This window comes from Pseudoalteromonas sp. KJ63-1 (assembly GCF_055808145.1).
In genome coordinates, this window is the sequence record NZ_JBVVRL010000002.1 from 737,432 (window position 1) to 748,547 (window position 11,116).

Annotated in this window: 12 protein-coding genes and 1 pseudogene; 8 read left to right on the forward strand and 5 right to left on the reverse strand. The window is 38.7% G+C overall.

Translation table 11 applies throughout. From position 1 onward, the window contains the following. The first annotated feature begins 9 nt into the window (after window positions 1-9). The gene (locus AC0L7Q_RS19635) at window positions 10-1,788 is read left to right on the forward strand and encodes an alpha-amylase family glycosyl hydrolase (RefSeq protein WP_413403146.1); all 1,779 of its coding nucleotides are present in this window, start codon (window positions 10-12) and stop codon (window positions 1,786-1,788) included. Between the two features lie 76 nt (window positions 1,789-1,864). On the opposite strand, the gene AC0L7Q_RS19640 is transcribed toward AC0L7Q_RS19635, so the two are convergent. Further along, window positions 1,865-2,944: an ABC transporter substrate-binding protein gene (locus AC0L7Q_RS19640; protein WP_409425849.1), complete on the reverse strand. Its 1,080-nt coding sequence runs from the start codon at window positions 2,942-2,944 to the stop codon at window positions 1,865-1,867. Window positions 2,945-3,077: 133 nt separating this feature from the next. On the opposite strand from AC0L7Q_RS19640, the gene AC0L7Q_RS19645 reads away from it, so the two are divergent. Both AC0L7Q_RS19645 and AC0L7Q_RS19650 read left to right on the forward strand, forming a co-directional pair. After that, complete coding sequence (locus AC0L7Q_RS19645) at window positions 3,078-3,467, forward strand: cytochrome b562 (protein ID WP_409425850.1); 390 nt, start codon at window positions 3,078-3,080, stop codon at window positions 3,465-3,467. 9 nt (window positions 3,468-3,476) lie between these two features. Beyond that, a complete protein-coding gene (locus tag AC0L7Q_RS19650) occupies window positions 3,477-3,863 on the forward strand; it encodes an OsmC family protein (protein WP_409425851.1) in 387 nt (128 codons plus the stop codon). A gap of 50 nt (window positions 3,864-3,913) precedes the next feature. On the opposite strand, the gene ykgO is transcribed toward AC0L7Q_RS19650, so the two are convergent. Next, a complete protein-coding gene (gene ykgO, locus AC0L7Q_RS19655; RefSeq protein WP_004586489.1) occupies window positions 3,914-4,048 on the reverse strand; it encodes a type B 50S ribosomal protein L36 in 135 nt (44 codons plus the stop codon). After that, the gene (locus AC0L7Q_RS19660; RefSeq protein ID WP_409425852.1) at window positions 4,045-4,311 is read right to left on the reverse strand and encodes a type B 50S ribosomal protein L31; all 267 of its coding nucleotides are present in this window, start codon (window positions 4,309-4,311) and stop codon (window positions 4,045-4,047) included. Before AC0L7Q_RS19660 ends, ykgO begins: the two co-directional genes overlap by 4 nt. A 232-nt stretch (window positions 4,312-4,543) precedes the next feature. Here AC0L7Q_RS19660 and AC0L7Q_RS19665 point away from each other — a divergent pair, with 232 nt between their 5' ends. Then, entirely contained in the window at window positions 4,544-4,813 is a 270-nt protein-coding gene (locus AC0L7Q_RS19665; RefSeq protein WP_178957212.1) for a hypothetical protein, read from the forward strand. Window positions 4,814-4,944: 131 nt separating this feature from the next. Here the strand turns inward: AC0L7Q_RS19665 and AC0L7Q_RS19670 are convergent, their stop codons facing one another. Both AC0L7Q_RS19670 and AC0L7Q_RS19675 read right to left on the reverse strand, forming a co-directional pair. Next, on the reverse strand, window positions 4,945-5,985 hold the full coding sequence (locus AC0L7Q_RS19670) for a metal-dependent hydrolase (RefSeq protein WP_409425853.1): 1,041 nt from the start codon (window positions 5,983-5,985) through the stop codon (window positions 4,945-4,947). 113 nt (window positions 5,986-6,098) lie between these two features. Beyond that, a complete protein-coding gene (locus AC0L7Q_RS19675) occupies window positions 6,099-6,986 on the reverse strand; it encodes a LysR family transcriptional regulator (protein ID WP_409426119.1) in 888 nt (295 codons plus the stop codon). A gap of 115 nt (window positions 6,987-7,101) precedes the next feature. On the opposite strand from AC0L7Q_RS19675, the pseudogene AC0L7Q_RS19680 reads away from it, so the two are divergent. From AC0L7Q_RS19680 to AC0L7Q_RS19695, 4 genes and pseudogenes are all read left to right on the forward strand, one after another. After that, window positions 7,102-8,275 (forward strand): annotated as a pseudogene (locus AC0L7Q_RS19680) (MFS transporter). A 148-nt stretch (window positions 8,276-8,423) separates the two neighbouring features. Then, on the forward strand, window positions 8,424-9,239 hold the full coding sequence (gene dkgB, locus AC0L7Q_RS19685) for a 2,5-didehydrogluconate reductase DkgB (RefSeq protein ID WP_413403151.1): 816 nt from the start codon (window positions 8,424-8,426) through the stop codon (window positions 9,237-9,239). A 65-nt stretch (window positions 9,240-9,304) separates the two neighbouring features. After that, on the forward strand, window positions 9,305-9,592 hold the full coding sequence (locus AC0L7Q_RS19690; RefSeq protein WP_413403153.1) for a putative quinol monooxygenase: 288 nt from the start codon (window positions 9,305-9,307) through the stop codon (window positions 9,590-9,592). 314 nt (window positions 9,593-9,906) lie between these two features. After that, complete coding sequence (locus tag AC0L7Q_RS19695; RefSeq protein ID WP_409425857.1) at window positions 9,907-10,695, forward strand: hypothetical protein; 789 nt, start codon at window positions 9,907-9,909, stop codon at window positions 10,693-10,695. The last annotated feature ends 421 nt before the right edge of the window (window positions 10,696-11,116 follow it).

Sequence of the window (11,116 nt, forward strand, 5' to 3'; positions counted from 1 at the left end):
GAGGCGCCTGTGGACATAGTTAGGGAACAGTTTTTTCAACGAGTCGAACAACATTTACATACTATTTATCAAGGGGTTGAGTTACCTATGCCGGTAGCTGAGTTGGCTGAAGAATTAATCACCTTGATACTAGGTAATAACCCACTTCGCGATCCCACGCCGCACACTAATCGCTGGGATGAACAAGATATTGTTTTAATTGCCTATGGCGATTCTATCATAAATCATGAAGACAGTGAGTTAGCAGTTGGAACTCCCCTAGAGGCGCCGTTAAAAACCTTGCATCGCTTTATAAAAGAGCAGTGCGATCACCAGCTTAATGCACTGCATATTTTACCTTTTTATCCGTATAGCTCAGATGAAGGGTTTGCGGTAATGAACTATACGCAAGTTAATGAAGCGCTTGGTGATTGGCAAGACATTAACGCGATTGCAAAAGATGTAAAGTTAATGGCGGATTTAGTGATTAATCATTGTTCTAGCCGAAGTCTCTGGTTTGAAAACTTTTTAGCCGATACTCACCCAGGGAAAGACTACTTTAAAACAGCCAGTTTATCTGACGATTTAAGCCAAGTCGTGCGCCCACGAACCTCGCCATTATTACATACGGTAGCCACAGCAAGCGGTGATAAGCATGTATGGTGTACATTTAGTCATGATCAGGTGGATTTTAATTTTGAAAACCCTGAGGTTTTAAAAGAGTTTGTTGGCATTATTCGCCACTATTTAGATAACGGTATTCGCCTATTTCGCCTTGATGCTGTGGCCTTTTTATGGAAACAACTAAATACCAGTTGTATAAACTTGCCACAAACGCATGAAGTGGTGCGTTTATTGCGAACGCTGATTGAGCATGCTGAGCCCAGTGTGGTGATTATTACCGAAACCAATATTCCTAATCAAGAAAATCTATCTTACTTTGGTAATGCCAACGAAGCCCATGCGATTTACAACTTTGCCTTGCCGCCGCTGTTATTGCATACCTTACTTAGCGGCGATAGTAGCGCGCTTAAGCACTGGATGATGAGCATGCCGCCAGCGCAAAACGGTACCGCATATTTTAATTTTATTGCATCACATGATGGCATTGGTTTGAGGCCAATTGAAGGCTTATTACAACCGAGTGAAGTTGCTTCGTTAGTAAGCACGACCATGCAATTTGGGGGACGTGTTTCAATGCGCACCAGTCACGATGGCACGCATACCCCTTATGAGCTAAATATTGCCTTATTTGATGCCTTACAAGGGACGCATAATGGCGCAGATAAATATGGCCTTGAGCGTTTTTTGTGTGCCCATGCCATTATGTTTGCAATGGAAGGAATACCGGGGCTATATATTCACAGTTTACTTGGCACAACTAATGATTATGAACGTTTTGAAAACTCGCAACACAATCGGGCAATTAATCGTCATCGCTGGCAAGAATCAAAATTATTAGCGGCGATTGAAGAAAAATATAGCCATCATCATCAGGTGTTCAAGGGAATAAAACAGTTATTAGCTGTGCGTAAAAGGCAAGCAGCATTCCATCCTAATGCCACACAATTTACTTTGCACTTAGGCGAGGGGTTATTTGGTTTTTGGCGACAAAGTATAGACCGCCAACAAAGCATTTTTTGTGTTTATAATATTAGCAGTCAGCCACAAAGCTTAAGCTTAGCCGATTTAAACTTAATAAACACTCAGCAATGGGTTGAGCTAATTTCTAAAACAACACTCGATGACGCGCTACAAACCATGCAGTTAGCACCCTATCAAACGCTTTGGCTATCTAATAAGGCATAGATAACATTTATAAAATAGACAATATATATTTAGAGTTTTAAATAAAGTAACTGCACTGTAAAGGGGCTTTACAGTGCTATTGCTCAAGCGCTAAAAGTAGATTTTCTATGGTAAATTCATACCAGTCAGCGCGTGTTTTACTAAACTGTATAAAATTTATTTCTGCAAGGCCAGTAGTATTTATCGCCTTGTATAACGGGATATTTTCAGCGGTAAGCGGGTCAAAAATATCAGCTGTGCGATGAAGCAAAGGGTTATGTTTTGGTTGAGTATGGTTGTCGAACAAATTAACTAGGGCATAAGCACCTAGTAACACATGACCTCCAATAGATACATCAAGTTCTGATTTATTACTTGGTGGAACCTCCCAGTTAATACCGCCCACCATAACTTGTGATTGTATGTTTAGCTGTTTTAATGCCCTTTTTGCGCCAAACGCAATGGCGTCATTCGCACACCAAATAATGTTAATTTCAGGGGCTTGATGCATATACGCCAAAGTTTTTGTAAACCCTTCTTGTTCAGACCAATTGGCAACCTCTTTAGCGATTAAAGTAGCTTGCGGCGTTTGCGCTAAAAAATCCATTAACCCTTGTGTACGCATAATAGAAGCAGGCGTTGCATAGTCGCCTAGTAGCGCCAATATATGTGCGCTAGTTGTTGTTTTATTGGTAAACTTTTTATAAAGCTGCTGCATCAATGATTTACCTGCAACGCGATTGTTTGGGGTAATACTACCGACTATGTTAGTGCCATTTTCACGTAACATATCAAGTGACGCAGGTGAGGGACGATTTAATAAAAAATAAATCGGGACATGTTTACTGTCTATTTTAGAGAGGTACTTACTGGTAACATTTTTTTCGTTTACGAGGATCAGGTAATCGGGCTTATCATTTATAGCCTGCTGAATAAGCTCTTTCATTAAAATATGATTTCGATTTGCGTATTTTATCGTTAATGTAACATCTAAATCAGTGGCAGCATTTTGCATTATTTTAGAAACATCAAACCAAAAATTTCCGGTGTTGTTTTCTGTATTTTCAGAGTCGGAAAAACCAGGATTAATAAATATGACTTCTAGGGCATATGTACTATGACTACCCAACAGAAGGCAGGTAAACGTTAGCAGGCGGTATAATTTAAACAAGGACATACGTTTCTCTATAAACTTTCTAAAGCTCAATTTATCCTTGCTAAAGTGCTCCGTGGTGACATCTAGGCGTTATGCTATATAATACCTTAGTAAGTTTAGCATGTATGCAACAATTATTTTTTAGGGTGTATTAATGAAAGCAGTTTTGTTGTTAATGGTATTAATATTTAGTCAAACAGTTGCCGCAAATGAAATGAGCGACCTAGAAAAAACCATGAAAAACATTGGGCTTGCTTATAAACAAAGTGTTGAAGCAACCCAGTTAGCAGAATTTAATGGCGCTATTGATGAATTTATTAAATTGATAGAGCAAAGTAAGCAAGCCAAGTTTTATAAAGAAGCTGAAAAGTCAGTGCAAGGGTTAGATAAGGTGCTTACTCAAGCCCAGTTAGCCAAAAAAGTAGCGAACGAGCAGGGACTTGAGTCTGCAAAAAAACCACTTAAGGCGATTGATAATTTGCGCAAAAAATATCACGAATTACACGAGCCTCCAGGCTTTTTTGAATTATTGTTTGGAAAATAAGGATTAGTAATGGAAATTTCGGTTTCAATGTTAGACGGTCAAAAATTAAGTGCTAAGTTTGGTGAGCATGAAGTTATAAGCGATCAAAGCATAAACGCTGGTGGTGATGCAGAGCATCCAGAACCGTTTGACTATTTTTTAGTAAGCATGGTGTTGTGTGCTGGTTTTTATGCGCGTAAATTTTGTCAGCAAAGAGAGATCTCGACTGAAGGGATGACACTGACACAAAATAACGAAAATGTAGATGAAAACGGTAAGAAGCTTTTTTCAATCGAAATTGGCTTGCCAGAAGGTTTCCCAACTAAATATAAAAAAGCACTGATTGCTGCGGTAAATACATGTACCGTGAAAAAGGTTATTCAAGCAGTGCCTGAGTTTTCTGTTGTAGTTAAATAAACAGACTCTAATAATAATGCCGAGTATAAACTCGGCATTATTTTATCTTGCTACTTTTTCTTCATACCCTGCACAGCTTTAAATCTAGGGTTATCTTTACATATCACGAACACTCGTCCTTTGCGCTTTACAATTTGACAACCTGGTCGTTGTTTTGCACTTTTTAATGAACTTAATACTTTCATTTGCTTTCCTTTTTAGCAGTAGACAGGTTTTTAAAGCGACGATTAAATTGCGCAACGCGTCCATCAGTAGCGAGCGTTTTTTGTTTGCCGGTATAAAATGGATGTGAGTCACTTGAGACATCAATAGGAACATAAGGGTATGTTTTACCCTCAATTTCGATGGTGCGATTGGTTTTAATGGTTGAACCAATAATAAAGTAAGAATCAGCTGCAGTATCATGAAAAGCAACTATTTGGTAATCAGGGTGAATATTGGGCTTCATAAAATGCCTTTAATGCTATGTGATAGTATAGCATTTAATTTAGCGTATTTATTTTCCCTTTGCAAATCATTTTAAATAGCCTTAAACGCAGCGTAATTGCTGCGTAATTGCACAAACTAGTCAAAAAATAAGCACTTAGATCAAAAGTACTGGCTATTAGTATTTAGGCTGCTATAACTAGACTCAGCGAACAAAATAATAAGAATTTAATAACGTTAATAGAGGTAGTTTTATGAGTGACGCTCAGGCACAACAAGACCAAATCGACCAAGGAGTCATGGACACTCTCAGAGAGCGTGACCACAGTATATTGGCTAAGCAAGTTGATTCGTTAGGGTGTACTCATAACGACATCATTGAATTACTTGCTCATTATTTAGCATTAAGCGAACAAGAAGATGATGAATTATTTGACGATTGGTTTGACGCGCTTTCAAAAGAACAACACACCGTATTAAAAGTATTTGAAGTATATCGTGGACAGTACGAGCACCAAAACTAATTCATTTGGTTGCAATAACTACGTTTTGAGGTGGCACAAAACGGCTTGAATGTAATTTAGTGTTAAAAAAAGTGTGTGTTTTTATTCCTAAGCAAAATAAAAATCACACTTTTTTAATACAAGACCCCTAACTATGGCAACGAGCAGTTATTTTTAGCCAATGGAGATGCCAGCGAGACTTCAGGTTGCCAAATTCGCTGCCAAATATTACTAGCATTACTAAAACTAGGGCGCTGAGAGAGTCGTTCAAAACTACCCACCTTAATGCCCGAGTCTGCTTGTTCACCTACCACAAAGTTAAATACATATTGGCATTCCATACCCATTCTTAAATCTGACAAAATCACCTTATCGGTTTGCTGGCGGATAGAGTAAAACCCTTTTGTAAACCATTGTAGCCTTTGAATGCCCCATTGGTTGTCAATAGGCTTAATTAAAGACGGTGTTGTATTGTAGGCATTTAAGGTTACATCACTGGGCGAGTCAAACACAGAAGCATACCCCTCGTAGTAGTGACCGTCGGACATTACTACTATACGCCAAAGTAAAGTGGTGAGCGGGGCAGGCGTACTAATATAGCCGGTTGCGTTAATATCGCGATTGTTCAGTGCTGTTTTTACTGTGTCGTCAATATTGAGTTTAAACACAAAGGCAAGGCATAAATACGTTGTACTTAAGCAAAGTGTAATTGCATTGAGTTTATAAGCTTTACTGGTACTTATTTTAGGAAATAAAGTAAAAGCTAAACCAATTAATAACGGTAAGGTGTAAAGGGGGTCAATAATAAACATGCTGGAAACAGCAAAAGGGTACTCACTTAAGGGCCACATTAGCTGAGTACCATAAACGGTGAGTGAATCTAACAAAGCATGTGTTGATAAGCACAAAAACACCAACCAAAACCAACGAACTTTATAAGCCTGCATGCCTGTGTGTATTTTTAATATTAGCCACACAATCAGCGGGCTAATTAATAAGTGTACAAATAAAGAATGGCTAAAACCGCGGTGATAGGTAAACGCTTCTACACTGCCGCTATAGGGTAAAAATACATCGAGATCGGGTAAAGTGCCTAAAATAGCGCCCCACGTTACGGCTTTTCTACCTACTTTATTACCCAGTACCGCGTAGCCTACGGCGCTGCCTAGTGCGACTTGTGTTAAAGAATCCATACTACCTCATCTAAATAATGCAACTGCAGTGTTTATACTGATATTAATCTTAAAACCGTCATTGTTATATTTTATTTCATTAAGTTACTTTTAAGATTGAATTTAAAAGCGATTTATAAATTTAGTCGCGGTTGTATAAAATCTAAAAACGCTACGATACGTGAAGACACCGCCCCATTTTTGTAATAAACGCCATAAATAGACTCTCGGCTATTTGGGCTGCTCACACTGTGGGGTAAAACTTCTATTAATCGCTTTTTGGCTAAATCTTCTGCAATCATAAATTGTGAGAGAAGTGCTATGCCTTGATCAGCAATACATAAATGCCTAATGGTCTCGCCGCTGCTAGCCCTTAAATCAAAGTGCAGTGATTGCTCATGCTTCAAGGGCCATTGATTAAGTGTATTGGGCTCACTGAAGCCAATTAGGTTATGGTTTTTAAGATCTGGAATCTGCTGTAACGGTGGCGCATTTTTTAAATAATCAGCGCTTGCGACCAGTTTTAATTTACTTTGGCCTAATTTACGCGCGTGTAGGTTTGAATCTTTTAAGTCTCCAATGCGAATAGCTAAATCTGTTTTGCGCTCAAGTAAATCAATAATATTGTCGTGGGAGGTAATATCGAGCGTGATTTGCGGGTATTGCTTTTTAAACTCATTAACTAGTGGCGCTAGTTGATGTAAAACAAAAGGGCTTGCTGCATCTATACGCAAATGCCCACCAGGTGCTTGCTTAAGTAGCTTTATTGTTTCTTCCCCGAGGAGCAGAGTGTTTAAAGCCTTTCGCGCATATTCTATGTATATATGTCCTTCCTCGGTCAGTTCTAAGCGCCGAGTTGTTCTGTTTAATAATGTGCAGTTTAGCCTGCTTTCGAGGCGAGATAGCGCTCTTGAAACCTTAGCTACATTTAAATCAAGTAAACTAGCCGCACCGGAAAAACTGCCACAATCAACAATGGTAATAAACATTTCTAGATCTTCAGTTTTAGCTTTAACAGGCATAAATTCACTCATTTATATTTGCAAAATAAACAAAAGTATTTTGCCATTTATGCTATTTATTGCAAAGGAGTTTTTACACACACTATGCATCTATTTTAAAAATGAGGATGTATTTATGCCATTGGCTTTATGGGCGCTTACCTTAAGCGCATTTGCAATTGGAACAACCGAGTTTGTTATAGTGGGTTTAGTGCCAACTATTGCAAACGATTTAGGCGTGAGCTTACCATCAGCAGGCTTACTAGTGAGCTTATATGCAGTTGGTGTAGCTATTGGCGCACCGGTACTCACTGCATTAACGGGTCGCTGGAACCGAAAAGTGGTACTTATAAGTCTTATGGGCTTATTTGTTATGGGGAATTTATTAGCTTGGCAAGCGCCGAGTTACGAAACACTAATACTGGCACGTATACTAACAGGCTTAGCTCACGGTGTATTTTTCTCTATTGGCTCAATGATAGCAACAAGCTTGGTAAGTAAAGACAAAGAGGCGAGCGCTATCGCAATTATGTTTACCGGCCTTACGGTAGCGCTTGTAACGGGTGTGCCATTAGGAACATGGATTGGCCAGCACTTTGGCTGGCGTGCAACGTTTTTAGTGGTATCGGCATTAGGTTTAATTGCGTTGATTGGCAGCGCTATTTTAGTACCAAAAAACTTAAAACAGTCTATTCCGGCGACGTTTAAAGAGCAGCTACAGGTTATTGTTAAGCCGCGCTTATTGCTCGTTTATTTAATGACTATATTAGGCTACGGCGGTACGTTCACCGCATTTACTTATTTAGCGCCTATATTAGAGCAGCAAACTGGCTTTGCACCATCCGCTATTGGTTTAATAATGCTGGTTTATGGTGTGTCGGTGGCTGTTGGTAATATATGGGGCGGAAAATTAGCCGACAAGCGAGGCCCAATTAGCGCACTGAGTATTATATTTAGCGCGTTAACAATTATTTTATTGGCTTTCACCTTTACTATGGAATCAAAAGTAGCCGCAGTGCTGACTATTTTAATATGGGGGTGCATTTGCATTTGGTAATGTACCAGGTTTGCAGCTTTATGTAGTAAAACAGGCAAAAAAGCACACTCCTAATGCGGTAGATGTCGCATCGGGCTTAAACATCGCAGCGTTTAATATTGGAATAGCCTTAGGCTCTGTTACAGGGGGGCTTGTAGTCGAGCATATGGAACTAAAAGATACTGCATGGATTGGTGCCGTTGTTTCATTACTGGCTTTAGTCACCACTCGATACAGTGGCAGGCTAGATAAGCATGATGTTCAGGCTAAATAAAGCCGAACTCATATAGATTAGTCTTGAAATAAAAATGAATGACCTCAGTATTAACATGAGGTCAAAATTTTAAATCAAAAAAGTAATAGGTGTATTTAGTAAACGCGTCGTTTGAATTTTAAACCTATTATTAAACAAGGATAAAGCTATGACACAACGTGTAATTGAAATGCCAGATTTAGGTATGGGTACTTTTCGTTTAGAAGGTAAAACAGCTTATGAATCTGTAAAAATGGCGTTAGAAGTTGGATTTCGCCACATTGATACCGCGCAAATATATGGCAATGAAGAGCAAGTTGGCCAAGCAATTAAAGACAGCAATATTCCTCGTGAAGAATTATTTATAACCACCAAAGTATGGAATAACAAGCTCAACAAAACTGATTTTGTTGACAGTGTTAAAACATCTTTAGAGAAGCTACAGCTTGATTATGTAGACTTATTATTAATCCACTGGCCAGCACCGGTAAATAATGAACCCATGAGTGAATATTTAACCGAACTACTGTTAACTAAAAAGCTGGGTTTAACTAAACATATTGGTGTATCTAACTTCACCATTGCCAACTTAAATGAGGCAATGCAAACTTTAGATCCTCGCGAAATATTCACTAACCAAATTGAAGTACATCCTTATTTAACTAACACTAAACTGCGCGCTTTTTGCGATCAACATAAAATTCATGTTACCGCCTATATGCCGTTTGTTGTAGGTAAGGTATTAACAGATCAAACCATTATTGATATTGCTAACAAGCACGATGCAACGCCAGCGCAAGTGGTTATTGCATGGGAGAATGCCAATGGCATGACCACCATTCCATCATCGACCAAGCGTAAAAACTTAGAAGATAACTTTAACGACAAAGTTAAACTTGATGATGAAGACATAGCGCGTATAGATGGCCTTGATTGCAACGACCGCCAAGCATCACCAGACTTTGCACCGCAGTGGGATCAATAACCAAAGAGCTAAAGCTAAAACAGGTGCAGTAAAGCTGCACCTTTATTTTTAAACAAGGAACACCCATGTTAACGGTAATTGCCACACTATCGAGTGAAAATAGCGATGCAGAGCGCCTTTTAACCGAGCTCGAAAACTTACAACAGTCTTCGCGCCAAGAAGTAGGCTGCCTGCGTTACGAGCTTTCAGTTAAAAGTGAGGCTGAGCAAACTAGCTATTTAGTTAGTGAGCAATGGGCGTCTAATGAGCATTTCGAGGCCCATAAAAACGCACCACACTTTAAAGCCTTTGGTGATGCTGTAGGTGCATTTATTACCTCTACCAATATTGACTTGTATAAAACCATTGGTTAACTGCCATTAGGCTAATAGCAATGCAGGAGCTGTACTTACAGCTCTTTTTTAAATATCATTTCCAAATATCTTCTTAAAATATCATCCTTTTCAGCTGCCTCTTAAATCCAAAGCTGTTTCATAATACAAACGATTTCATAATAGCCATCTTTAATAAGACACTGCTGTTTGCATCGGTAGCAGTGGTTTTTCTGATATTACTGAACACATCCTTTTTATGTAACTTTACACGGCCATAAGCAGGTTCAAAGCTAACTAATTGTTTACAAATATTTTTTGATGATTAATATAAACACAAAGGAATATAGGGACATTTGACGGTTTATAAACCGACAAAAGTCTTAAAAAAATGGTTAGGCGAAAGGATAATTGTCGTGGGAAGAAAAAGTAGGTTAAAAAAAGAGCGTAGGGAATTAGAACAGCATGGACTAATTGAACGAACAGCCAATACACTTTTGTTGTTTGGTGAGCACAATCAATCTATCTATCGTTTTTTTCAAGAAGAGTGGCAAGCTGATGCCCTTGCGCGTGGCGAAGTTTGGTTAAGCACGTTAGAGGCTTGCAGGGCATACGAAGATCCTGAGCAAGGAGATCCTGAAGAGGCCTATGAAACCTACAATTCTGGTTATGCTGTAGGAGGTAGTAATGATCCGGGCTTTGTTGAGGTTGCCCGAAGAAGTGGGGTTTATATTGGCCCCGGTTGTAGTAACATAACCTTAAGTAACAACACAATGAAAACTATACTTCCAGATGCTTATGTATTGTGCACAACTACAGAATTTTCTCCTGAAAAATTAAGCGAAACGTTTGGTCGATACTGCGTAGAAGTTACAAACCCGAAGGACTTTTTTGTTTTAATTTCTGAATCCTTGGAAAAATCAAAAAAGATAAAAGAAGCTGCTGCAGGTAAGGTCATTTACAAAGATAGAAGCTATACCGGCATGGAGTCACCTCCAGGTCCTATTGGTTTCGTAAAACCGCCTGATCTTTATGCAACACAAAGAGAATTTAGGCTGTTATGGGTGCCTGAAAATTCAAATGGCCTTGCTCCGTTTCTCCTGAAATGTCCCGAGGCTGCTCATTTTTGTAAACGCATTGTCTAACAGAAAAATCAATTTCGCGCTAATGTCAGTTGTTGAAGCTTCAGCCTTACAAATAGTTTAGTGTTGGAATCAATGTATATTTATATAATTACAGCTTCTATAGTTATTTAATTTATTGAAAATAAAGTCAAATTATCAACTTTTTTCAAGATGAGTGCCATATTAAGATTTCCATAATTTTAGAAAAATTTTCAATCCTTTTATATGACAGCTCAGTTTGGTGAAAAATGATAATTATCTCGAAATTTCTAAATAAGACTGAAAAGTAGAGTATTACTTTGCAATCATGCCAGACAATATGGAGCGCCCGTTTATTTTAGGTGCCCAAAGTGCTGTTCCTAAGCTGCCTTCAATTGCTCAGTGGAGCGCATCTTCAAGATTTGGACTTGATAATCTTGATACCATTGAAGGGAAACTATGG

Bases quoted from the DNA above. Each gene is read 5' to 3' on its own strand.
- AC0L7Q_RS19640 (WP_409425849.1), bottom strand. From the start codon at position 2,944: ATGTCCTTGTTTAAATTATACCGCCTGCTAACGTTTACCTGCCTTCTG.
- AC0L7Q_RS19645 (WP_409425850.1), top strand. From the start codon at position 3,078: ATGAAAGCAGTTTTGTTGTTAATGGTATTAATATTTAGTCAAACAGTT.
- AC0L7Q_RS19650 (WP_409425851.1), top strand. From the start codon at position 3,477: ATGGAAATTTCGGTTTCAATGTTAGACGGTCAAAAATTAAGTGCTAAG.
- ykgO (WP_004586489.1), bottom strand. From the start codon at position 4,048: ATGAAAGTATTAAGTTCATTAAAAAGTGCAAAACAACGACCAGGTTGT.
- AC0L7Q_RS19660 (WP_409425852.1), bottom strand. From the start codon at position 4,311: ATGAAGCCCAATATTCACCCTGATTACCAAATAGTTGCTTTTCATGAT.
- AC0L7Q_RS19665 (WP_178957212.1), top strand. From the start codon at position 4,544: ATGAGTGACGCTCAGGCACAACAAGACCAAATCGACCAAGGAGTCATG.
- AC0L7Q_RS19670 (WP_409425853.1), bottom strand. From the start codon at position 5,985: ATGGATTCTTTAACACAAGTCGCACTAGGCAGCGCCGTAGGCTACGCG.
- AC0L7Q_RS19675 (WP_409426119.1), bottom strand. From the start codon at position 6,986: ATGCCTGTTAAAGCTAAAACTGAAGATCTAGAAATGTTTATTACCATT.
- dkgB (WP_413403151.1), top strand. From the start codon at position 8,424: ATGACACAACGTGTAATTGAAATGCCAGATTTAGGTATGGGTACTTTT.
- AC0L7Q_RS19690 (WP_413403153.1), top strand. From the start codon at position 9,305: ATGTTAACGGTAATTGCCACACTATCGAGTGAAAATAGCGATGCAGAG.